Origin of the sequence: Absiella sp. AM09-50 (genome assembly GCF_003433845.1) — a bacterium.
Classification (GTDB): Bacteria; Bacillota_I; Bacilli_A; order Erysipelotrichales; family Erysipelotrichaceae; genus Hoskinsella; species Hoskinsella hominis.
The window spans coordinates 242,973-266,554 of the sequence record NZ_QVFI01000002.1; the positions used below are offsets into that span (position 1 = coordinate 242,973).

Consider the following 23,582-nt stretch of genomic DNA (forward strand, 5'->3'; position numbering starts at 1 on the left):
AAAGGCTAATCGAAAATAGTTCAATCAATTAATTGCTTTTGTCGCAAACTTGTATAAGAATTTTTTCCTACAATGATATGATCCACCAAAGGAATACACGTCATCTTCCCGCAGGCATCAATAGCTTCTGTCAATAAGATATCAGCTTCACTGGGTTCTACATTTCCAGAAGGATGATTATGCACACAGATGATCTTTGCACAGCCACTGGCCAAAGCTTCTTTATAGATTTCTCTTGGATGTACACTTGCTGATGTCATAGAACCTTTAAACATCGTACGATAACTAACAATCTGGTTATGATGATTCAAAAAGAGTACCAGAAAATGCTCCTGTTTCATAAAACCGATTTGCTGATTCAACCAGTCCACAATATCCTTGGGACTATTAATACAATGCATCTGTTTGACTTTATCAAAAGCAATGCGTCTGCCAAGTTCAAAAGCTGCCTGTAGCTCCAATGCTTTCGCCTGTGCAATCCCATCAATTTCCATCAAATCATTTAATTGTGCTACACCTAACTCTCCTAAATGTTCCATTTTTGCTAGTACTTCATCAGCGACTTCTAGTGCTGAGCGCGTCTTACTGCCACTTCGTAATAATATTGCCACAAGCTCCCGGTTGTTAAGTGCCTCAATACCATCCTGTAATGCATGTTCTCTGGGACGTTGTTCCTTATTCATATCTTTTACTTTCATTCCGCGATCCTTTCCAGTACCTCCTGGTATTTCTTTTCATCGATCAGTTTTGCCACTTCATTGCTTTCGATATCAGCTGTTTTCTGAATATAATTAATCCCTAGAGATTTTAATTTATCCTGGCCATTTTTGGTATCATCGATATTGGTGGAAATATAACAGACGATTGCTGTTACATCTTTTTGTTTCCACGTATAGGAAACAATACCCTGGTCTTTTAATTTTTTCTGCATTTTCTTTAAGGTATCCTCTTGTTTATATAAACCTACCTGGTTCATATATAATGTCTTATGTAGGATATCCTCATTTTGTGTGGTATAAGAAAACAATAGATAATAAAATCCAGTAAACAATATAGAGAAAACAAGTGCTGAAATAATAATCATACGTTTCTGATTCATCGTACACCTCCCATATCAATTTATGTAATTGAAGCAATGGGCATACCTGATTCGACAAGAAAGGATAAAACACCTCCTCATATATATACATACGTTTTTTTGATGTGAAATTCCTAAAAAATTTTGAATTTTTTTAAATTAATGATAAAATAAAGAAAAAATGGAGGTAAAAGACTCGTGAATATAAAAAAATTATTGGCAATCGCTGGTTTGGTACTGATGCCAGTCACCTTGCAGGGATGTACATCAAACAGTATTACACCAACAGAAACCGTCAAAGAATTCCTGGATGGCTATCATGATCGTGACAATACGAAAATCGCAGCCAACAGTACATGGAAAGATTATGATGCCACCGCTCTTGAACTACGTGATGAAGATTATATGGAAGATGTCGATCAACAGCTGCAGAAAAAAGTATATGATATGATGCTTGATTTCTCTCATAAGGAAGAAAAAGAAACCATTGATGAGGATAAAGCCAGTGTAGAAGTTACACTGACCATGTATGATTTTTCAGCCGTTATGGATAAAGGTATGAAGGAAGCTGCCAAAAAAGCTGATGAATTAAGTAAAAAAAGTGATGTAGATGATAAAGAAATTCAGAAACAAATCTTAACCGTTTTATTTGACAATATGGCAAAAGCTTCTAAAGATAAAACAATTCATGTCACTGTTGACTTAGTAAAAGAGCATGGCGATTGGAAGGTAAGTGACAACAATACTGCATTAACGGATGCCTTGCTGCAAAATACACAATCTATCCAAAATATAGCAAAATAAATGTGCGAAATTAATTGTTTTCGCACATTTTTTCTTATTCAAATTTTCCAACTTCTTCTGCACTTCTTGCATGACTTACACGTTTGACTTCTACACCCTGCTGTTCACACATGGCAAGAAACGCTTTGCTTAAACCTTTATCCACATGATGAAAGCGATAATCAATGCTGGCATCATCTTCTACATAAATATGATTTTTCGCTAACAACGTTGCCATTTTATGATATGTATGATCCATCTTAAAAGGGCATTTCACATTCATCAGCTTGATATTATCAAAACCGGCAATACCATCGAATAGATGGGATGTCAGCATTGCATTCATCATTTCATAATAACGACGATACAAATAACCTGCGTTATATTTATCCCACATCATTTCACGAGAATGCTTTGGCCAGTCAAAGGCGATATTATCAAGAAAATGAATGCGTCCAATAAACACATCATAATCAAACGCTTCTTTAATACCAGCAATATAGCTTTCATGCTGTGTGAAGTAACATGCTTCTAATCCAAATTTCACATCAATAGGAAATTCTTTTTTTCGCATTTCTGTGATAAAATCCTGATACTCTTTTAATGAAGCTGTATTCACCTTTTGAAACCATGTCTTTTGATAAGGATATGTTGCACATACCTCACGATACATGGATTTCAATTCACGAAATTTATAAGTAGGCTCTAAAATCACGATTCCATCCAGTCCTTTAGAAACTGCCACATCAATATATGCTTTTAATGCTTCATAAGTAAATGGCTGTGGAAGCGCCACATGTGCATCTATCATGTTCATAACCTCTTAATATTTCAATTTCTTGATTCTGCCAAAACCAATCGTACCAGGTCCTGTATGGGACATGATAACTGCTTTGAACACATGCTGTTCCACAGGCTGTCCGGTTGCTTCTTCCAGCATTTCTTTTAATTCATCACTCATGGAACGATTATAGGCATCAATGATCATCCAGTCATATTCTTCAGGATTAATGCCCTCTGTAACAACACGAATACCTTCTTTATATGCTTTCTTCAGCGTACGTACTTTATCAACCAAATCAATTGCGCCATGATCTACTTTCAAAAGTGGCTGAATCTTCAACAAGCCTGCTAATGCAGCTGCTGCTGGGGATATTCTTCCCCCATTTTTTAAAGCAGTCAAGGTTTCTGGAATCAGAATCGCAAACATATTGGTTTCTTCCTCCAGTTTCTTTTTCACGGTTGCACAATCATAGCCTTTTTCAAACATAGCTCTTGCTGCCAGTAATTGTTTTACGATTGGATAGCAGGCATATTCACTATCCACAACAGTTACACGTCCATTGTATTGTTTCGCAAGTCCAATCGCTACATGACATGTACCAGATAAAGCTTTGCTTAATGGCAGATAAAAAACCTCATCATAAGTTTCCAACAGATGATCCCAGGTTTTCACAATATCGCCAATGACTGGCTGTGCTGTTTTTACTTGTTCTTCTTTATTTAATGCTTCAATGATATCCTGATCGAATATCGTTTCTTCTTCAATATATTCTTTTCCATTAATCGTAATCGGCATACGAATGACATGGATATCTAGTTCTTCTGCCTCTTGTTTTGTGATATCTGCGCTAGAATCACATAGTAAAGCGATGTTTTTCATATAATCACTCCTTACTAGAAATTATAACAATTTTTCATCATAAATACAACCAAGTAAATGATGAACTTCCATTCATTTATGCGGTTTTTAAACGCGTAGTGACTTTCCTGCTCATCTCATGCATAAAAACAAAAAAACGTCTGTATATAGACGTTTGATTTCCTATGGCGGAGCGCATGAGATTCGAACTCACGGTAGCTTTCACTACGCCACCTTTCCAAGATGGTGCCTTAAACCGCTCGGCCAACGCTCCAAAATTACTTTATCCAAGTCACTTCTATAATTTTACAGATTTTAAAGCAATTGTCAATCATTTTTTTATATATTTCATCAATATATAAAAAAACTGGCATACGCCAGTTGCTTACTTTTATATGGGGCGGACGATGGGGATCGAACCCACGCATGACGGGACCACAACCCGCTGTGTTAACCACTTCACCACATCCGCCATGTGTTGTAAGCGAGTCATATTATAACCTATCCCCATCGTTTTGTAAACCCCTTTTTTTAAACTTTTTTATTTTTTTTGCACAAATTTGTTACTATTCACCGAGATAAAGTAAAATCAATACAAAAAGTGCTCTTTTTGATACACCACTATTCTTATAAATGTCTTTAAGTTTACGTCATTGAATATTCTTTTTTTTATTCAAATCACAAGATGATAGGAACAATAACATTATTAAAATGCTTATTTTTTTTCATAACATAATCCCCACTCGCATTATAAGGCAAATGACATGTAGTAAGCCAGATTATCTTAACTTATTAGTTTATCATCATATTATGGCAAAATGCATTATATAATTAAAGCGATTCTCCTAAATGATATGAATAATTTCATAAACATTTGTCCTTTCTTTTAAATCAATTCTTTTATTGCCTTATAATGTTCACTAATGCAAATGTAAACATTTAAGGGTTATAACGCCATAATTGGTATATATCGTATACACATATTAAACAAATTTGTCTTTATAAAAGTAAACTTTTTTCAGTTATTCATATTTTAGCTGTTTTTTTCTTTAAGGAGATGCGATTAACTTGTGAAAGAATGTATTTTTACATTACTTTCTTGATGATTCGTGATAAAATATACATATATATACAAAGGAGGAATCACACATGAATAATCTTGGTGATGAAATGAAGAAAATCATTCTTGCAGGTATCGGCGCTGCGGCAACAACGGCTGAAAAAAGCAAAGAGGTTGTTGATCAGCTGGTAAAGAAAGGTGAAATTACGGTTGAACAAGGCAAAGTCTTAAATGAAGAATTGAAACACAACATTAAAGAAAAGCTGAGAACACCGGCAAATGCTGATGAAATCAGCCGTGACTTAGAAAAAGTAAGCAAGGATGACCTTGCGAAACTGAAAGCGAAGATTGAAGAATTGGAAAAGGGAATGGATGAAGAAGAACCATCTGCTCCTGGCCAGGATGGCGAATAATCAAAACAGCACCCTGAGCAGTAAAAAACGGCTTGCCCAAATCATTGGTATTTTAAAAAAACATCATTTAACACAGGGCATTGATCCTGTAAAGTTTAGAGAAATATTAGAAGATCTGGGACCGACGTTTGTAAAGATTGGTCAGATCATGTCCAGTAGACAGGATATGTTCAGTGAACGTTATTGTAAGGAATTAGTCAAATTGCGCGATAATGTTGCCCCTATGCCCTTCTCTGTTGTTGAACAGGTGATAGAGGCAGAATATGGGGTTAGTCGTGCTGAGATATTTCCACAGATGGATCCAAAGCCGCTTGGGAGTGCTTCTATCGCACAAGTACATAAAGCAACATTAAAAGATGGCAGATCCATTGTCGCAAAAATACAGCGTCCTCATATCTATCAGATGATGGAACGTGATATCTCTTTGGTACGTCGTGCTGTAAAGATATTGCGTTTGAATGAAGTGCTGGGCAGTGTTGTTGACTTAAATATCGTATTGGATGAATTCTGGTATACCGCAAAACAGGAAATGGATTTCTTAAATGAAGCGCATTTTGCGATGAGATTTGCGGATTTAAATGACAGCATTACATATATTGGATATCCTCAGATAGAAACTGATTATAGTACTAGCAAGGTACTCGTTATGGAGTATATTGATGGATATCAGATTGATGACTTTGAAGCATTAAAAGATAATGGATATGATTGTAAAGAAATCGCAGAAAAACTGGCAGAAAATTATATCAAGCAAATCGTAGATGATGGATTCTTCCATGCGGATCCCCATATTGGTAATATTCGTATCCGTGATGGACAGATCGTATGGATTGATTTTGGTATGATGGGTACTTTGACAAGACAGGATAAGGACCTGATGAAAAAAGCCGTGATTGCGATTGCCAGCAGCAATGCACAGAAACTAGTGGATGTTATCTTGGTATTGGGTGTTCATGATGATCGCATTGATTATACTGGTCTGTATTGTGATATTGAAACCTTTATGAATAAATATATCAATCTGGATCTAAAGGATATCAATCTTGGATTTGCGATTCAGGAGGTATTTACCATTGCGCATAAGCATCGTATTTCCATGCCAAAAGGCATCAGTATGCTGGCAAGAGGTCTGGTCACAATTGAAAGCACGATGACAGTATTAGATCCTGATATCAATATTATTACCATTGCCGCAAACCATGTCAGTGAGAATAAACTGAAACATATGGACTTAAAGAAAGAATTCGCTTCCACCAGTCAAAAGATTTTGGAAGCTGGAAACAATGGTATACAGATTCCTGTGCATTTGAATGAATTGATTCAGATGTGTTTAAAAGGCAGAATGAAAATCAATCTGGAAGTTATGGATTCTACAGTGCCTTTAAATACCATCAATCATATGGTAAATAAATTAACCGTAGGAATTGTATCAGCTGGTTTATTAATGGCCAGTTCCCTGTTATGTACAACAGAGATGACACCAAAGGTATTTGGCATTCCTGCCATCGGCTTTATCGGTTATGTGACTGCTTTATGTTTAGGATTCTGGTTATTGTTCAGTGTTATTAAAGAACATCACAAAAGAAAACGTTAAAAAACGGATGAAATTTTTCATCCGTTTTATTTTACAACCGTTTTTAACACCTGTCCGATAGGATCATGTATGACAATGTCTGCCTGAGAATCCACTGATGTAGCTTCTTTATTGATCAAAACCAAATGTTTTCCATGAAAATACTGGAGTAATCCTGCCGCAGGATATACGACAAGGCTGGTTCCTCCAACAATCATGGTATCTGCCTGTTCAATATAAGATACAGCTTTTTCCATGACATCCATATCTAAACTTTCTCCATATAAAACAACTTCCGGTTTGATGATACCGCCACAAACAGGACATACTGGCACACCATCTTTTTGAGATAAGATATCTTCCAAGGTATAAAATTTATGACAATCCACACAGCGATTGCGATGGATACTGCCATGTAGCTCCAGCACTTCTTTACTTCCTGCTTTTTGATGTAAACCATCAATGTTTTGCGTGATAACGGCTTTTAGTTTCCCTTGCGCCTCCAGTTTTGCCAATGCGATATGCGCAGGATTTGGCATAGCTTTTTCATACACCATCTCATGGAAATAAAAGTCATAGAATTCTTTGGTATGGCGTATAAAGAAGTCGTGTGAAATCATTGTTTCGGCACGATAAGGATAGGTTTTCTTACTATAAATCCCACTTTGTGAACGAAAATCAGGAATATTGCTTTCTGTACTGACACCTGCGCCTCCAAAAAATACGATATGATTGCTTTCTTCAATTACTTTTTTTAATTCTTCATACATTTAGATCAGTCCTTTCTGATTATGATTGTACTACCATTTCGTGTTTTTTCAACCTCGATTCCACCTGGAATATTTTCTTTTAATACTTCCACGTGGGAAATGATTCCAATTTTCCCTTTTTGTTTACTCATTTTTTCAAGTATGGATAATGCATCCGCAATACTATGTTCATCTAATGTGCCAAAGCCTTCATCAATAAACATACAATCAAAGCTGATTCCTCCATTTCTTGCCTGTACACTCATAGATAAGGCAAGAGATAATGCCAGGGATACTAAAAACTTTTCTCCTCCTGATAAGGAAACAACATTACGCATGGAACAGGAATAGGCATCATATATTGAAAATTCAAGTCCTGCTTTACGAGTTTTCCCACTGGCATGTTCGCTTCGATAGATTTGATATCTACCATGATGTACACCAGCTAACAACTGATTGGCATTTGCGGTGATGTTGGAAAGCATGATTCCCAATACATAACGTTCAATACCAACGCTGTTATCTCCCCGCATTGCCCTTGAAAAATGCAGAAGTTTCTGATAACTTGGCTGTAGTTTTTCATATTCCTCACTCATGCTGGCGCCCTGTTTTTGGATATCCTTTAAAAGCTCGATCCGGCTTTTTACATCTGCCATCATTTGCATATGTGCTTTTCTTTCCTGTTGAAGCCTGATCATATCCTGATTCAGCATCTGTAGATCTTCTATTTTTTTATTTTTTAACTGCAGAGTTACTTCTTCCATGCGGGATGCTGTTTTAATCATCATTGTCTGATATTCTTCTATTTGTTTTTCATCTTTTTTTATTTGTGCGGCATCTGGCTGATGTAGTAAAACTTCTTCCTTCATATCCTCTGTGCAATGGGCAAGGTATGCCATATGTGCTTCTTTTTCCATATCTTGTGCCCGTATGATCTCTGTTTTGGCTGTTTCCAGTTTGCCCTGTGCTTCTTTGTGTTTTAGTAAAATGTTTTCAATTTCTTTTTGCTGCTGTTGTTGTTTTTGATAAATTGTCAAAAGCTTCTGTTTTAAGTTTTTTTCTTCATTTTGTAATTTTTCAATAGTATCAAGTGATGCGTAGGCAGAAAATTTTGTTTGATAGCTAGTTTTTTGTTGTGCATATTGATGGATGTAATGATCATAATCTGTGCTTATTTTTATCCATTGCTTTTCTAGTTCTGACTGTTTTTGTTTCTCCTGTTCTAATGTTTCTTTCAGGCTTTTTAATGCCATCACATCTACATATTGATTCGTCATCATTTTTTCATAGGGATGATGTAGTGACCCACATACAGGACATGGTTTTTGATCCTGCAACGTTTCTCTTAACTGCATTGCCGTATCATTCAAATAGGCCTGATACATAGTTTCATGTTGCTCCTCAATAGCTTTTAACTGTAAGCTGTGTGCTTCCATGCGCTGCTTGATTTCTTTTTGTTTATTCTGATATAGATTTTTCTGCTTTTGCAACTGCTGCAATTCTAAAAATGCCTCTTTACAGTTTTGAAGAGATGTCGCTTCATTCTGCAGGTTTTGATAAATGATCATACCTTTTTCATTATCCTTGCGCATATCTTCTAAGTGACGCATTTTTTCCTGCATGATCTTCCACTGCTGTTGTGCCTTTTGTAAGTCTGCCTGTCGTTTTAGATGTTCCATCTGACTTTTCTTGTAACTGTGAAAATAAGGCAGAATCATTTCTACCTGATGATATTCTTCTATACGCTGTTTTATTTTTTCAATAATTTGTTTCTGTTGGTGCAGCTGGCCTTGTTTCTTTAATAATGTTTGTTGCTCCACAACCAGATCATGAAGCATTTTTTGTTCATTTAGGATATCCTGAAGTTTTGTAAGATCATGTTCTAAAATCAAAGATTTTTCTTCCATCTTTTGAAGAACTGCTTCTTTTTCCTGTATTTGACATAAGACATCTTCTTGATCTTTTACCATGGCGCCCTGATACAATGCATCCATGCGCTGTTTTTTTTCATCCATCTGCTTTTTCATCAGGTTGGCTTTATCACTTAGATAAATCGTAATATTTTCCCACTTGTCCATTTGAAACAGGGTACGCAGAATTTCTTGTTTTTCCTCGCTTTTACTCGTCAACAGCTTCTCAAATTTGCCCTGTGGAAGTACCATGACCTGAATAAACTGTTCATGCGTTAATCCGATTAATTCTATAGCTTTTTCTTCGATATTTCTAAGTTTTGGATTTTCAAAGAATGGATAGAATTGATCATCGAGCATCTCTCCTGCATCAACACTTACTTTTATTGTCTTATCTTTATTGCGTTTTTCTTTTACTTCTACTTTTCGCATAAAACGATAATGTTTTCCATGCAAAGCAAATGTAAAATCAATGATGGTAGGTGTATCATCTTTGACAAAGCGTGAACGCATACTCTCTAATTCTTCCCGCTGTCCCCCACTGCTTTTTCCATATAATGCATAGGTCATTGCGTCCAGAATCATGGTTTTTCCACTGCCGGTTTCTCCCCGTATCAAAAACAGATGTGAAAAATTATCAAAATCGATTTCTTGTTTATCTACGTAGGGACCAAAGGCCTGCATCGTGAGTTTTTCAGGTAACATGGCCTACACCTCCTCTACCATCTGACTGGCTTCTAAAAACCAGCCTGTTTCTTCTTCATCTAATACTTCATCATAATAATCCTGAAAGAAATGGGAAACAATATCTAAATCATTCATTTCTTCCATCTCATCCAATGCGATACTGACATTTTGGTTTTGTAAAGCATTCTTGCCACTTAATTGTAATAGTGTTTCCACATGCTCACGGAAATAATCCATCATTTCATACTGTACACTTTGATCTTGAAGTTCTATTTTGTAATAAGCATTGGTATCTAGGCCTTCTTGTATAATTTTTTGTATCTGATCAAAATTGCCTTGTAGGCTGATTAGGGGATGAAGTGGATGGATTGTTATTTCTTCTACCTCATCTGTTTCACTATCATAAATCAAGACAGCTTTTTTATATTGGGCTTCTGAGAAAGAATAAGCTAAGGGAGAGCCACTATAGTAAACATGGTGGTGTAGCTTTTGTTTACGATGTAAATGTCCAAGTGCTGTATACTGCATATCTGAAAAAACATCTGCCGATACCAAATCAGAACCGCCGACATTCGCAAAACGATCACTTTCACTGACGCTTGCATTCGCACAAAAAGTATGCGCAATCGCGATATGGGTGGATATATTTACCGTCTTTTGTTTAGCTCTTTCCAATATCATCGCAAAAGCTTCATCTAGATTTTTTACCTTTGCCTGATAAACATTGCGCATAGTTTCTAAATGAAAAAAAGGTATAGGATAAAATGCACAGTTTTGTATGATCAATGGTTCTACTTCCTGGTCCATGCGCCCATATATATGCAATCCCATAGGCTTTACCAGATCTTTTAATGATGATAAACGCTCTCCGGAATCATGATTTCCCGCAATCACAATAACTTCTTTTTTCATTTCCAGACATAAACAGCTCATCATTTGATCATACAAACGGATTGCCTCTTTATTCGCAAGGGCAGTATCATAGATATCTCCTGCGATTATGATAACATCTACCTGTTTTTCTTTGATGATGGCTTGTAATTGTTGAAAAAAGTATTTTTGATCTTCTAATAAAGACATTCGATGTAAATCAATGCCCAAATGCCAGTCTGCTGTATGTAGTATACGCATATATATCTCCTCTCCAGATAGAAAAAGCAGATTTTTATCTGCTTTCTACTCGCTCTTTGAAAAATCTGCTGTAAAATCTTTGTTTAATTCAATGTCCGCAAAATACCAGCGAATGGTAAACGGTGTGATTGTTTGTGACTGATCCCATGTAAACGTATATTCCTGTGTCACGATAACATATTTATCATTGACTCTGGTATCCGTCTTTGTGACTTTGTAATTCATAGTGATATCGCTATAAATCAAAATTCGTGGTTCTTTTACTTCATTGTTTTTTCCATATTTATAAGACAATGTCAGTTTTGCTTCTCCTGGTTTTACATCTTTGATCGTCTGTGTCACATCTAGTACCAATGGCAATTTCACTGTTGTTGTTTTCTCAAGTGTTTTCCCATTAGATAAGACTGCCTTGATTTTAAATGTATTAGATCCTGGTAATATCTGATAAATACTGGCATTGATCCGATAACTGGAATAATCACTTACATCTAACAATTCTGATTCTTTATTGTCCATGGGATCTACATAATATAAGAAGATGCTATCCACAGTACTGTCTGCTTTATTCAATGTCCAGTTAAAAAAGATTTCACCACTGTTTCTTTCATATTCCCCACTGAAATATGTAAATTCAGTTACTTCTTTTTCTGCAGGCTCTTCCCCTGTATCCGGATCTTTATGTTCAATCTGAAATACTTCCTGATTAGCTAAAATCGTATATACTTTATAACCGCCAAGTCCTAAAGCGATACTTAAAAAGACAACACATAGAATCACAAAGAATAAATTTCTCTTTATAAACTCCACTCATCATCGCCTTCTTTCTATCTTTTTTATTATACTGTTTTCCCAAACAAAATACCACTGTATCCATGCATATGCTTACATATAGTATATGTTGTTTTTATTTTATAATAGATTGTTGTATTTTACAATAGTAAATTTCCTTTTATAAAAAAGAAAAGACGGGAAGCTCACCCGTCTACTTCAAATAATCTAAGGTATAATCCACAAATAAATTGCATGAAATCAATAATGCATCTTCATCTATATCAAATAATCCATGATGAAGCGCAACACATGTATTGGGATATGCTTTATTTCTGGAGCCGATAAATGCATAGACTCCTTTTACTTTTGCCAGATAATCCGCAAAATCATCTGCCTGCAGCATTTTTGTCTGATTATGGATCACATGCGATGGACCAACAATGGCTTCTGCGATTTTACTTACCTCATTTGCGATATCTTCATCATTGATAAGCGGTGCTGCATAATCTTTAAATGTTACCGTTGCACTTGCGCCAAATAAAGCTGCTGTCTGTGTGGCAATCGTTTCTACTTTTTGATTGGTAAAGGCTCTTTGTTGTGGTGTAAAGCTGCGGGTTGTACCTTCTAATACGGCATCCTCAGCCACAATGTTATATTGTGTACCAGCACGAAGAACACCTACACCGACCACCGCACTATCTACAGGTGCTGTATTTCTTGATACGATAGTTTGCAGGTTCACAACGATCTGACTGGCAATATATAAAGCATCAATTCCTAACTGTGGTGTAGAAACATGGGCACCTTTGCCTTTTACCTCAATCTTGAAGTAATCACAACTGGCATTCATAGGACCTGGTGTCAAAGATACATCTCCTACATCTAAACTACTACACATATGTGCACCATATACACGATCCACACCCTCTAACAAGCCGGCATCAACAAATTGTCTAGCACCCTGTCCGATTTCTTCTGCCTGTTGGAAAAAGCAGCGAACTTCCCCAGAGAATTCATTTTCTTTTGCTTTTAGTATCTTTGCCACAGTTAATAAAACGGCAGTATGGGCATCATGACCACAGGCATGGGCACATCCTTCATTAACAGAACGATAATCCTCATCTTTTAAATCATCCATTGCCAAAGCATCTATATCACAACGAAGCGCAATGACATGTCCCATACCTTTTTTACCCTTGATACATGCATATACGCCACTTTCCCCGATTCTTTGATGCTTGATTCCACAGTCATCTAATTCCTGTTCAATTTTTTCAGCTGTATGAAATTCTTTTAAACTAGGCTCGGGATGTGCATGAAAATAACGTCGTAATGCAATTAAATGCTCTTTTTCATCTAATACATAGGGTTTGATATTCATAAAGCATTACCATGCGCAGATAAATGCACCCTTATATGTATCATCAATGGTTTTCTTTGCTTCTGCACTGTGATATGCATCCACAACTTTCTTATATACTTCATTGTCTTTATCTTTTGTTCTTGCGACAATAACATTTACGATATCCCCAGCAGTTTCCAAGTTCACATCTTCAATATAAATAGAATCATCTTTTGGATTTAAACCAGCTGTAATGGCATTTCCACCATTGATAACTGCAGCATCCATATCTGGCAATAATTTTGCTAAGGTTGCACTTTCTGCTTCTTTGATTTCAATTTTCTTATTGTATTTTGTGATATCTGCTTTGGATGGTACATCTTTTTTCGCTGGATCACATTCGATCAGTCCGGCTTTTTCTAATAGTTTCAATGCACGGCCGCCATTGATTTGATCACTTGGAATACCAATCACAGCACCATCTTTGATATCTTCAATTTTTGATACTTTATCTTTATTGTTGTAGATGGCAAGAGGTGCCACAATGGTATCACCAATTGCTTCGATATCATATTTAAAATCTTCAACGCTCTTTGCTAGATATGATTTTGTCTGGAAAGCATTCAAATCGATTTCACCATCATTCAACGCTCTGTTAGGTGCAGCATAATCAGTGAATTTCTTTAATTCTACTTTGATATTGTCCTTCTCCAATAATTTGTTTACCGTATCCCATTGCGCATTGTATTCCCCTACAACACCAACTTTTACAGTCGTAACATCTTTACTGTCATTTCCTCCACATCCTGCTAAACCTACAAGTAATGTGAAACTTAATACTGCTGTCAATAACTTTTTCATAATTTATTCTCTCCTTTTTTATTTATTAATGACTTGTTTTTTTGATAATCAGATTACCAATCAGCTGAATTACACTGATCAATACTAGAATAATTAAGATGGTACACCAGATCATATCGGTATAGTTCATCTGATATCCATAACGAATTGCGAAATCACCTAATCCACCTGCACCGATGGCTCCGGCCATTGCGGTTAACCCAATCAAATTGATAACGGTAATCATGGTAACACGGGCAATACTTGGAATACTTTCACGTAAATATACACGTGTAATGATTTCAAATGGTGTAGCCCCCATTGCCTGACTTGCTTCAATTAAACCGGTGTCTACTTCTGATATTGCCGTTTCAATCTGTCTGGAAAAGAATGGCACAGTACCAGCAATCAGGGCAACATAAGCACCCTGTACACCTGAACCAGTCCCTACAATTGCACGGGATACAGGAATCAATAATACCATCAGAATCAAGAATGGCACTGAACGAATCACATTAATCAGTTTATCCAAAATATTGTAAATTACTTTATTTCTTAAAATACCACCAGGTCTTGTGACGATTAAAATCACACCAAAGATGATACCAAAGATAAAACTGATGATACCGGATACAAATACCATCTGCAAGGTTTCTATGGTACATTTCCATAATTCCTCGCCTAAAAGCTCTAAATTAGGAGCTAAGGTATATAGAAAATCTAACATTCTTTCAACACCTCCACTTCAATGCCACAAGCTACAATGTATTCCTGTGCTTGTTCAATATCTGCTTTATCTCCGCTTAAGATAATGGCAAGTTTTCCCAATGGCGAATGTTTTAAGACCTCTACATTGCCAAAGATGATACTTGCGTCCACATGAAACTTACGGGATATCGCAGAAATCAAAGGCTCTTTTGTTTCTACATTGGCATATGTCAACATTAACATTTTTTCACCAGGTTTCAGCTTAGTGATTTCACTGTCTGCCTCAATCAGTTCATAGATTTTATTAACGTTGCTTGCGGTTTCGATAAAATTCTTTGTAATTGGTGCTTGTGGATGAGCAAAGATTTCCAGAATATCTCCCATTTCTTTTACTTCTCCATTTTCCATTACCGCAACACGATCACAGATATCTTTAATGACACCCATCTCATGGGTAATCAATACGATTGTAATTCCCAGCTTTTCATTTACCTGTTTTAATAGTTTTAAAATTGCCTGCGTTGTTTGTGGGTCCAGTGCACTGGTCGCTTCATCACACAACAAGACGTCAGGATCATTGGCAAGTGCTCTTGCGATTGCGACACGCTGCTTCTGTCCACCGCTTAATTGTGAAGGATATGCATCCTTTTTTTCTTTCAAATCGACAAGCTCCAATAAAGATAGAATTTTCTTATCTAATTCTTCTTTTGACAACTTGCTGTGTTTTAATGGAAACGCCACGTTTTGATATACTGTACGTGAACGCATCAGATTGAAATGCTGAAAAATCATACCAATCTTCTTTCTTACTTCACGTAATGCTTTCGCATCCAAGCGCATCAAATCCTGCCCATTGACGATGACACTTCCTTCACTTGGTCGTTCCAATAGATTGATACAGCGAACAAGCGTTGATTTACCAGCTCCACTAAATCCGATGATACCAAAGATTTCACCATCCTGAATATCCAGATTTACATTTTTTACCGCATGGACATCATTTCCATTTACCGTAAATGTTTTACTGATGTTTTGTAATTTAATCATCCTTTAACCTCCTATCACATAAAAAAGCTTCCATCCTCATAGGACGAAAGCTGCATTCGTGTTACCACCTATCTTCATCACAACTTCACAGTTATGATCTCATCAAGTACGTCTGTTTACCAGATTATACTCTATCGCTTTAACGGGCGAACACGTCGTAATCTAAAGCTGGCTCTCGACTACGCGACTCCAAGACCATTTTCAGCAGGCAGTTTCTTCTTTCTCTTTCACCATACGAGAACTCTCTGTATAAGTCTTCCCTGTTTACTCTTCTTTTCAACGTCATTTTGTATCTACAAAAAAGATTACTTGATTTTTTTGTTTTTGTCAACCGTTTTGTTCATTTTCATGTAGCAGGAATACACTTTCCTTACAATCAAGCATAAATCCACAACTTTTCAGATGTTTTCTTATGTAAATATTATGTTCATCAATATCCGCAATCAATGTATGTATTTGTGCCAGATACGCCATATGTATTGCTTTTTTCAATAATAATTCACCATAATGATGTCCCTGATAAACAGGATCAACACCAATATAATAAATTCCTCCAATATCTTCTAAAAGTCTGTTTACGCAAACAAAACCAATAGGTTTCTCTTTTATCACAAGCACCTGAAACAAATCCTTCTCCTGCCGCATTTCCTCATACAACTGCTTTGCGCCATCTTGCCTGTGCCCTTTTAAAATCAATCGATCATATGTTGTTTCATTCACACGTTGAATGATTGAGATAATTTCTTCCTTTTGAAGCTTATCTGCTTTTTGAAATAAATGATCATCTGATTCCTGTAAATGGCATGTTACGGTATAACTCTCTCTTTTGATTTCTGTTTGAAAATACTTTCTTAACGTAGTATAAATTTTCTGATAATTCTTTTTATCTCCATATAAATCTATTCTCCAGTTTATCGTGGTATCCAAATGTGATAAAACAGTTTTCATAAACTGATCTGTTTCATCTTGAGAAATATCTTCAATTGTGAAATAGCCAAGATACTTCATTTGTGGAAACACCACGATTCTACAAACACAGCGTTTATTTTTTATCGCGATATAACAGTTTTCTAATGGTAATCCTTCTTCTAAATTTTGCGCAAGCGACTTGTTTTGCTGGATGCTTGATGAAGGCATCTGAATCATGACCTTCATCCATTCTTTGTTGCATTTCATTATGTTCATGTTTTCCTCTCCTTTTATACAATTGAAGTTGCAGATAAAGGAAAAAAAGTATCCCAAAGGATACCCAGCTACTGTTTCTTCATCAGGTGTGCTGTATTTTTCCTTTGTAGTATATTATGATTTTTCATACAGACCACCTGCCTTTCGTTGTGTTTATTTTATCATTTCTTTTGTGTGTTTACAATTAAGAAAGCCCCATTTCAGGTAAGAAATGAGGCTTCTTTTGTTATAATTGCTGAATCCACGCTTTTAATTCTTCATCACTCGCATCTGCATCAAAACGTTTTCCTTCTTTTAATACAGCACCTGGGCAGGATGGTTTTAATTCCTCATTGGTTTTTCCCATCTGACTAGAGCCGGATGTCGCAAATGGAATGATTGTTTTACCTTTTAAATCATACTGTTCTAAAAACGTATTGATAATGGTTGGTGCTACATACCACCAAATAGGAAATCCTATATAAATCATATCGTATTGATCTATATTTTCTACCTTATTTGCAATTGCTGGACGATAAGTCTTATCTTTCATCTCAATAGAAGAGCGGCTATTATGGTCCATCCAATCCAGATCTTTTGATGTATATGGAACTTCTGGTATGATTTCATGTACATCTGCATCTGTCAAAGAGGCCAATCTTTTAGCTAATTTTGCAGTAACTCCACTTGCGGAAAAATATGCTACCAAAGTATGACTCATAACAAACACCTCCTCTTATAGATATGTTACTGTTTCAGATAATGCTTTTCTTAGTTCATGATTGGCAAGAGGTTTTGTGCCTTCACTGGCATACCCTAGATCTAAGATCATCAACACTTCTTCATTATCTGGAAGTGCAAATTCTTTTGCGACAATTTCCGGGTCAAAAAAGTTAACCCAGCAGCTATCTACACCAACTGAGTGTGCTGCCAGCATCATATGAGTTGCCACAATTGTCGCATCCTCAATACCGGAATCACGTTTTTCGCCAGGATATGTAAAGACATGATGCTTATCAAATGCCACAATGATCACGGTGGCTGCCCCATATCGACATGGTGTAACCTTGTCAATTTTGTTTAATCCTTCTTGAGATTGAACAACATAAATACGCTGCTCCTGAAGATTTTTAGCAGTTGGTGCTAATCTTCCAGCTTCTAAAATGATATCCAATTGCTTTTGATCCACTAATGTACCATCAAAGCTTTTACATGCATAACGCTTTTTCACAACTTCTTGAAATTCCATAATGATGCCTCCTTTATATACCTCTATTCTAATACTGCCAATTCAAAATGTCTAATGCCTATCCAGCATGATTTGATATACGTAGCATGTATAGATATCAATCAATTTCTTCAAAATAGAACATATCCTCAAACTTTTGATCTAAGGCAATACATAAGATCAACGCAAGCTTTGCGGTTGGATGAAATAAACCAGTTTCAATCGATGAGATCGTTTGGCGAGATACGCCGACCATCTCTGCTAATTCTCCCTGTGATAACTTTTTTTCTTTACGAGCTTCTCTGATATGATTTTTAAACATTAACTTTTCATTCATAATGACATCCCTAAATAGTTCCCATAAACAATTTAAAAATAAATATAGCTGCCCCAAATCCAAAAAATAAAGCACCAATTAAATTTGCGATTTTTCGTGTGTAATAATAACTTGTGACTTGATAAATACATAATCCTAAAATACTTGGTCCAAACAGAAAATGAGCCTGTTTCGCATCTTCAAAAAATAATATCCGGTATAAATAAAATACACAAACCAAAACTTGTATCGCGATAAATCCATTCGCATAACTTTGGCGTTCCACAAACAATTTTCCCTCATCACGTTTCTTATTTTCTTCTCTGCTTAAAGCTAAAATTTTATCTTTTTCCATAGGTCATGCCTCCCAGTTTCTTCACTTACAATATAGCGGTAAAATTATTAATTGTCAATAAAACTTGTCATTTTTTGCAAACAAAACTTTACATTTTAAAAAGCAGCTTGCAATTCATGGAAAACATGGGATAATTCTTACAAGAAAGGGGAATTTCTATGGCATTTATTTCTTTATTTTTGATTTTACCAATGCTTGGCATCGTTTTTACTTTAGAAGTGTTAAAATTATTGGTGCCAATTTATATCGGTTGGGCTGTTTTTATGATCATTGTGGCCATTGTTGTATATGTATTATTGAAACGTAAGCATATGTTTGATCGATATCATGAAGGATGGAAGAAAACCGCAATGACTATTTTAAAATATTTTATTATATTAGATGGTTTATTTTATCTATTCACTATCTTTGCGGCCATTTATTTTCTTTGCGTATTTCCATAAAAAATGAAAGCGGATATTCTCTGCTTTCATTTTATTTTATATTTTAATTTATATGTTTTACCTTCACTTTCATCATCAAAATATTCTGTATATGTCATCATGATCTTCGTAGCACTGTTTGATATAATAAAAATCAGTTTACCGCTTTTTGACTCCTGAGGTTTCAGGGCATATTCATCTGGAAACTGATTTCTGACACCAAAATTATTTTCTGCTTCATAAGGGCCATCCTGATCAAAGGTGATCATAAAATCATCCTTATACATAGTCAATATCTCATTTGTGATATTGGTTACCTTTAGATGCAGTATCAAAAACTGTGCGCCATCATCAACGATAAAATCATCAATTTCTTTACCCGCAAGTTCTATCTGGGTTAATTTACAAGTAAAGAAAATCGTTTGAAATTCATTGATCATCGCCTGATTGGGACAGTAATCATTGGTTAACAGGATATTGTTTCTATTATGTTCATGTTGCAGTATCTCCATTGTTTTTCACCTCTATACCATACTATATGATATCATTGTGAAAAACTGTCGAACTTTGTATCAGACAATCACATTTGGATAAATTCGTACACCTTTTTTAATCACCTGATAAATTTTTTGATCCTGCAGACTGGAAAACATTTCCTCTAAATCTAAGGCGTTTACCAATAACATATCTGCCTGCATTCCTGTATCAATAATACCGACATGTTTTAACCGCAGACGTTTCGCGGGATATTTACATAATGCATTCAATAAGGTGACACAGGATATCTGCTGTTTGATATGATACATCTGCGCACTTAATAAAGGATTTTCACTGTTATAGCCAGCACTTAGACAAAAGTGTTTGCGTTTTTGATTTTGTTTTAATATTGTTTCTAAGTCCATGATGGGATATCCATTTGCCTGTTTTCTTTGCCAGTATATTTCATAAATAAATGATTCACAATACCAGATTGGCTTTGGTTCTTCGATATATAAACTGGTTACACCATGACGCATATAGGAAATCGCTGTTTCCTGCAGGATTCTGGCTTCATCAAATCGATGTAATTTGGGAAGATTCATACAAACATCAATAAATCCAGGCACCATGATATGTCCTGTCGCATCCACAACACGCGTATCTTTATCGATTAAATGGGAATAATCCTTCACACCTACTTCAATAATGAAATCATGATAGATTCCAACATAGGCATTCGATAAAACCACCATATGATGGCCAATTTCTTTACATGTATATAATTTATGTATATGGGTAATCAGTAATGTTGCTTTTTTTCTCACTTGCATTCTCCTAATCGCTTATCTTTATTATAAGACAATTTCACATAGAATGGTATGTTTTTTATGATATAATGAGGTAGAAAGGAGGCATTTTATGTTTGAAAAATTAAAACAATACTTCCAGAAAAATGAAAACCAGACAGTTTCTGAACCTGTCATCATTACAATTCATGGTTATGGACGACGTACAAAACATGAGTTTGATAATTTTAAATTGTGGGGAGAAAAAGATGGTTTCACCATAATTACATTTGATATGTATGATATATTCGATGCATCTGATTGTGATTGGAAAACCTGGCTGCAACGGGCAAAAGATGTAGTCAAAGAATATAAGAAAACAAAACGCCCCATCTATCTGGTTGGCTTTTCCATGGGTGGTGTCATTGCCAGTTATCTAGCGGCGACCTTCCAGGTGGATCGTTTGGTATTAATGGCTCCTGCATTTAGTTATATTAATATGGATTCTGTTGGTGGTGTGATCAGTAAAACAGCCGCCAGTCTTTGGTCAAATGAGAAAAAAGAAGAAATCAAGCTTCCTTCCTCGTTTTATAGTGCCTTCACAGATATTGTGAAGAATCTGAAGAAATATATTACCGATGTAGAATGTCCTGTCTTGATCCTGCATGGAGATGAGGATGAAGTAATTTCTATCAAAAGTTCTTTATGGGCATATGATAAAATACCTCATGATCATAAGAAAATGGTAATCCTACATGAAGGGCATCATCGTTTGTTGATGGATGAAAAAGTCAATTGGGAATGTTATATCCTCATGAAGGCCTTTTTGAAAAAACAGATTTTAGGCGATCAGGAAATAGTGATGGCAAAAGATATCATGGAAGAGCTTTTAGAAAAACAAAGAGCGATGCATATGGATAATGAAAAAGAAATCAGCGAAGAGGAGTCTTCTAACTGATTTCTTTTATTTTATTTATGGGGTGCTATATTTCTTTCATAGAATTTTTCATATACGTTGGTAAAGAAATTGCCTTTGCCAGTTTTGTGATAACGGATAATCAACAAGGTTAATAAGATACCCGCAAGAGTTGCGCACATCACATCTGTAATCGTATCATGTACCCCTTGTGAATAATGATTAATACAATCATTATTAAAGAATACCAGCATGGCATATTCATAAAATTCCCAGATTTCACCAACTGCGATATTGACAGCATTAATAAATACCAGAAATACATGATAATCTGTTTGATCTTTGAATTTGTTGCTTTTTTTCAAAAAGAAATACAAAATGACTGCCAGGGTCGTAATGAACCATCCACTTGAAAAATGCAGTACTTTATCAAATCCGGTATAAGAATACCAGTGGAATCCACTGCCAATCAAAGACGCAAAGTAGGTAAATATCGTAGATACGATATAGATTTCATATACTGGTTGAAAATGAAATATTTTAAATGCTACAGGTACGATCAATGGGGTTAAAATAGCCACAAAGCTCATTCCAACAGCATTCCAATCCTCATTTGTAATGCCTCTATAAAAACTAAATACCAGTGTAATGGCATAAATCAATACACAAATATGGAAGACCCGCTTTAAGAAAGTCTCTTTTTTATCCATGTTTTACATCCTCCAACATTTTCAATTTTAAATCCAGCAGCTTTTTGCTTAAGTCCACATAATAAGTCTGCGGATATTCAAAACGTAAGATTTCATCCCACATACATTGAAATTCTTGTTCACTATATGCACGGATTTCTTCAAGTTTTGGGACATCATATACCAATTGTCCTTCTACAAAAATTGGTTCTAATAAATCTTTCACAATATAGTTGCCTCCTGGAATAGTCTTATTCTTCCAGCTGTTCATCTGATGATAGATCGTTAAGTCTTTTTTGGGATCTATCACTTCTCCATGAAGCGTCATCAAATCACCAATCGCTTTGCCACTTTCTTTATCATAAATACGATATAAGTCTTTAAAGCCTGGATTGGTCACCTTTTCTACATTTTCACTTACCTTGATTTTAGGAATCATTTCTCCATTTTCATACACGGAGCTCATTTTATAAACCCCACCAAATACTGGTGCTGATTTACTACATACTAAATTTTCCCCAACACCCATGCTGTTGATCTGTGCTCCCTGATCGATCAATGATTTAATCAGGTATTCATCTAAAGAATTGGATACGACAATATTACAGTCCTGCATTCCTGCCTCATCCAAAGCTTTACGAATTTTCTTTGATAAATAAGCCATATCACCACTATCAATTCGTACTCCCTGCATACGATAGCCATTAGGTTCTAAATAATCTTTTGCGACACGTATCGCATTGATCAATCCACTGTTTAATGTATCATAGGTATCTAAAAGCACAGTACAGCTGTCTGGATAGGTTTTCGCATACGCTAAAAAAGCTTCATATTCACTGTCAAAAGACTGGACAAAAGAATGTGCCATAGTACCAAGTACCGGCATACCAAACTTTTGACCGGCATAGGTTGTCGCAGTCCCTGCAACACCTCCAATATAAGCAGCACGTGCCCCATAGTTTGCGGAGTCAAAATTATGCGCACGGCGAGCACCAAATTCCATGATAGCCCTGCCTTTTGCGGCTTTTACGATTCTTCTAGCCTTTGTGGCAATCAAAGTCTGATGATTGATACATAATAGCATTGCTGTTTCAATCAATTGTGCATCTATGATTTTCGCTTTTACACGAATCAAAGGTTCATATGGAAATACAGGTGTCCCTTCTTTGATTGCATAAATATCTCCTGTAAAAATAAAGTGACGCAGATAATTTAAAAACGGTTCACTGAACTTATGTAATGAACGAAGATAAGCAATGTCCTCATCTTCAAAATGAAGATTCTGAATATATCCAATCACTTCTTCCAATCCCGCAAATACCGCATAACCGCCTTCATCTGGATTTTTACGATAAAATAAATCAAACGTTACTATACGATCACGATGATCAGAATTAAAATAACACTGACTCATTGTGAGTTCATAAAAGTCCATGACAAGACTTAAGTTGCGTTCATCACGAAAATCAAATTTATAATCTAAACTATTCATG

At 35.7% G+C, this 23,582-nt stretch carries 26 protein-coding genes, 2 tRNA genes and 1 other annotated feature; of the genes, 5 read left to right on the forward strand and 23 right to left on the reverse strand.

Going from position 1 to position 23,582, the window contains the following annotated elements; genetic code table 11:
* Positions 1–20: 20 nt before the first annotated feature.
* Together radC and DW114_RS03640 are read right to left on the reverse strand one after the other, a co-directional pair.
* On the reverse strand, positions 21–698 hold the full coding sequence (gene radC / locus DW114_RS03635) for a RadC family protein (protein WP_117452433.1): 678 nt from the start codon (positions 696–698) through the stop codon (positions 21–23).
* The gene (locus DW114_RS03640) at positions 695–1,099 is read right to left on the reverse strand and encodes an SPOR domain-containing protein (protein ID WP_117452434.1); all 405 of its coding nucleotides are present in this window, start codon (positions 1,097–1,099) and stop codon (positions 695–697) included. Before DW114_RS03640 ends, radC begins: the two co-directional genes overlap by 4 nt.
* Before the next feature lie 177 nt (positions 1,100–1,276).
* Between DW114_RS03640 and DW114_RS03645 the strand changes: the two genes are divergently transcribed.
* Entirely contained in the window at positions 1,277–1,882 is a 606-nt protein-coding gene (locus DW114_RS03645) for a HAMP domain-containing histidine kinase (RefSeq protein WP_117452435.1), read from the forward strand.
* 34 nt (positions 1,883–1,916) lie between these two features.
* On the opposite strand, the gene DW114_RS03650 is transcribed toward DW114_RS03645, so the two are convergent.
* From DW114_RS03650 to DW114_RS03665, 4 genes are all read right to left on the reverse strand, one after another.
* Positions 1,917–2,672 carry a PHP domain-containing protein gene (locus tag DW114_RS03650; protein WP_117452436.1) on the reverse strand — a complete coding sequence of 252 codons (756 nt, stop codon included), beginning with the start codon at positions 2,670–2,672 and terminating at the stop codon, positions 1,917–1,919.
* 12 nt (positions 2,673–2,684) lie between these two features.
* Positions 2,685–3,524, reverse strand: coding sequence for a DegV family protein (locus DW114_RS03655; protein ID WP_117452437.1), 840 nt, complete (start codon positions 3,522–3,524; stop codon positions 2,685–2,687).
* A gap of 165 nt (positions 3,525–3,689) precedes the next feature.
* Positions 3,690–3,777 (reverse strand) — tRNA-Ser (locus DW114_RS03660).
* 122 nt (positions 3,778–3,899) lie between these two features.
* Positions 3,900–3,975: transfer RNA gene (locus tag DW114_RS03665), tRNA-His, on the reverse strand.
* 653 nt (positions 3,976–4,628) lie between these two features.
* On the opposite strand from DW114_RS03665, the gene DW114_RS03670 reads away from it, so the two are divergent.
* Both DW114_RS03670 and DW114_RS03675 read left to right on the forward strand, forming a co-directional pair.
* Positions 4,629–4,976: a phasin family protein gene (locus tag DW114_RS03670; protein ID WP_255411891.1), complete on the forward strand. Its 348-nt coding sequence runs from the start codon at positions 4,629–4,631 to the stop codon at positions 4,974–4,976.
* Positions 4,936–6,570: an ABC1 kinase family protein gene (locus tag DW114_RS03675; protein ID WP_243205879.1), complete on the forward strand. Its 1,635-nt coding sequence runs from the start codon at positions 4,936–4,938 to the stop codon at positions 6,568–6,570. Before DW114_RS03670 ends, DW114_RS03675 begins: the two co-directional genes overlap by 41 nt.
* Before the next feature lie 26 nt (positions 6,571–6,596).
* Here the strand turns inward: DW114_RS03675 and DW114_RS03680 are convergent, their stop codons facing one another.
* The 13 genes from DW114_RS03680 to DW114_RS03740 form a co-directional block, all read right to left on the reverse strand.
* Positions 6,597–7,319, reverse strand: coding sequence for an NAD-dependent protein deacylase (locus DW114_RS03680; RefSeq protein ID WP_117452440.1), 723 nt, complete (start codon positions 7,317–7,319; stop codon positions 6,597–6,599).
* Positions 7,320–7,324: 5 nt separating this feature from the next.
* Positions 7,325–9,913 (reverse strand): AAA family ATPase, encoded by a 2,589-nt coding sequence (locus tag DW114_RS03685; RefSeq protein WP_117452441.1) that lies wholly within the window; start codon positions 9,911–9,913, stop codon positions 7,325–7,327.
* 3 nt (positions 9,914–9,916) lie between these two features.
* Positions 9,917–11,026: a metallophosphoesterase family protein gene (locus DW114_RS03690; RefSeq protein ID WP_117452442.1), complete on the reverse strand. Its 1,110-nt coding sequence runs from the start codon at positions 11,024–11,026 to the stop codon at positions 9,917–9,919.
* Between the two features lie 45 nt (positions 11,027–11,071).
* Positions 11,072–11,833, reverse strand: a complete 762-nt coding sequence (locus DW114_RS03695) for a hypothetical protein (RefSeq protein WP_117452443.1) — start codon at positions 11,831–11,833, stop codon at positions 11,072–11,074.
* 175 nt (positions 11,834–12,008) lie between these two features.
* Positions 12,009–13,178, reverse strand: a complete 1,170-nt coding sequence (locus tag DW114_RS03700; RefSeq protein ID WP_117452444.1) for a M20 metallopeptidase family protein — start codon at positions 13,176–13,178, stop codon at positions 12,009–12,011.
* Between the two features lie 6 nt (positions 13,179–13,184).
* Positions 13,185–14,000, reverse strand: a complete 816-nt coding sequence (locus tag DW114_RS03705; protein WP_117452445.1) for a MetQ/NlpA family ABC transporter substrate-binding protein — start codon at positions 13,998–14,000, stop codon at positions 13,185–13,187.
* Positions 14,001–14,025: 25 nt separating this feature from the next.
* Positions 14,026–14,706 (reverse strand): methionine ABC transporter permease, encoded by a 681-nt coding sequence (locus DW114_RS03710; protein ID WP_117452446.1) that lies wholly within the window; start codon positions 14,704–14,706, stop codon positions 14,026–14,028.
* Positions 14,700–15,734 (reverse strand): methionine ABC transporter ATP-binding protein, encoded by a 1,035-nt coding sequence (locus DW114_RS03715; RefSeq protein WP_117452447.1) that lies wholly within the window; start codon positions 15,732–15,734, stop codon positions 14,700–14,702. Before DW114_RS03715 ends, DW114_RS03710 begins: the two co-directional genes overlap by 7 nt.
* 36 nt (positions 15,735–15,770) lie before the next feature.
* Positions 15,771–16,023, reverse strand: a binding site (T-box leader).
* Positions 16,024–16,061: 38 nt separating this feature from the next.
* Positions 16,062–16,919, reverse strand: a complete 858-nt coding sequence (locus DW114_RS03720; protein WP_117452448.1) for a GNAT family N-acetyltransferase — start codon at positions 16,917–16,919, stop codon at positions 16,062–16,064.
* Positions 16,920–17,145: 226 nt separating this feature from the next.
* Positions 17,146–17,619, reverse strand: coding sequence for a flavodoxin (locus DW114_RS03725; protein WP_117452449.1), 474 nt, complete (start codon positions 17,617–17,619; stop codon positions 17,146–17,148).
* A gap of 15 nt (positions 17,620–17,634) precedes the next feature.
* Positions 17,635–18,147: a nitroreductase family protein gene (locus DW114_RS03730; protein WP_117452450.1), complete on the reverse strand. Its 513-nt coding sequence runs from the start codon at positions 18,145–18,147 to the stop codon at positions 17,635–17,637.
* Between the two features lie 97 nt (positions 18,148–18,244).
* Positions 18,245–18,463 carry a helix-turn-helix transcriptional regulator gene (locus DW114_RS03735; protein ID WP_117452451.1) on the reverse strand — a complete coding sequence of 73 codons (219 nt, stop codon included), beginning with the start codon at positions 18,461–18,463 and terminating at the stop codon, positions 18,245–18,247.
* 10 nt (positions 18,464–18,473) lie between these two features.
* Complete coding sequence (locus tag DW114_RS03740) at positions 18,474–18,797, reverse strand: DUF6442 family protein (RefSeq protein ID WP_117452452.1); 324 nt, start codon at positions 18,795–18,797, stop codon at positions 18,474–18,476.
* Positions 18,798–18,955: 158 nt separating this feature from the next.
* On the opposite strand from DW114_RS03740, the gene DW114_RS03745 reads away from it, so the two are divergent.
* Positions 18,956–19,240, forward strand: a complete 285-nt coding sequence (locus DW114_RS03745) for a hypothetical protein (RefSeq protein ID WP_117452453.1) — start codon at positions 18,956–18,958, stop codon at positions 19,238–19,240.
* Positions 19,241–19,266: 26 nt separating this feature from the next.
* On the opposite strand, the gene DW114_RS03750 is transcribed toward DW114_RS03745, so the two are convergent.
* Together DW114_RS03750 and DW114_RS03755 are read right to left on the reverse strand one after the other, a co-directional pair.
* Positions 19,267–19,731: a DUF4352 domain-containing protein gene (locus tag DW114_RS03750; RefSeq protein ID WP_117452454.1), complete on the reverse strand. Its 465-nt coding sequence runs from the start codon at positions 19,729–19,731 to the stop codon at positions 19,267–19,269.
* Between the two features lie 60 nt (positions 19,732–19,791).
* Positions 19,792–20,523 (reverse strand): amidohydrolase family protein, encoded by a 732-nt coding sequence (locus DW114_RS03755; RefSeq protein ID WP_158552154.1) that lies wholly within the window; start codon positions 20,521–20,523, stop codon positions 19,792–19,794.
* Positions 20,524–20,617: 94 nt separating this feature from the next.
* Between DW114_RS03755 and DW114_RS03760 the strand changes: the two genes are divergently transcribed.
* Entirely contained in the window at positions 20,618–21,442 is an 825-nt protein-coding gene (locus DW114_RS03760; protein WP_117452456.1) for an alpha/beta hydrolase, read from the forward strand.
* An 11-nt stretch (positions 21,443–21,453) separates the two neighbouring features.
* On the opposite strand, the gene DW114_RS03765 is transcribed toward DW114_RS03760, so the two are convergent.
* Together DW114_RS03765 and DW114_RS03770 are read right to left on the reverse strand one after the other, a co-directional pair.
* Positions 21,454–22,110, reverse strand: a complete 657-nt coding sequence (locus DW114_RS03765) for a hypothetical protein (protein ID WP_117452457.1) — start codon at positions 22,108–22,110, stop codon at positions 21,454–21,456.
* Positions 22,103–23,581: a nicotinate phosphoribosyltransferase gene (locus DW114_RS03770; protein ID WP_117452458.1), complete on the reverse strand. Its 1,479-nt coding sequence runs from the start codon at positions 23,579–23,581 to the stop codon at positions 22,103–22,105. Before DW114_RS03770 ends, DW114_RS03765 begins: the two co-directional genes overlap by 8 nt.
* Between the last annotated feature and the right edge of the window lies 1 nt (position 23,582).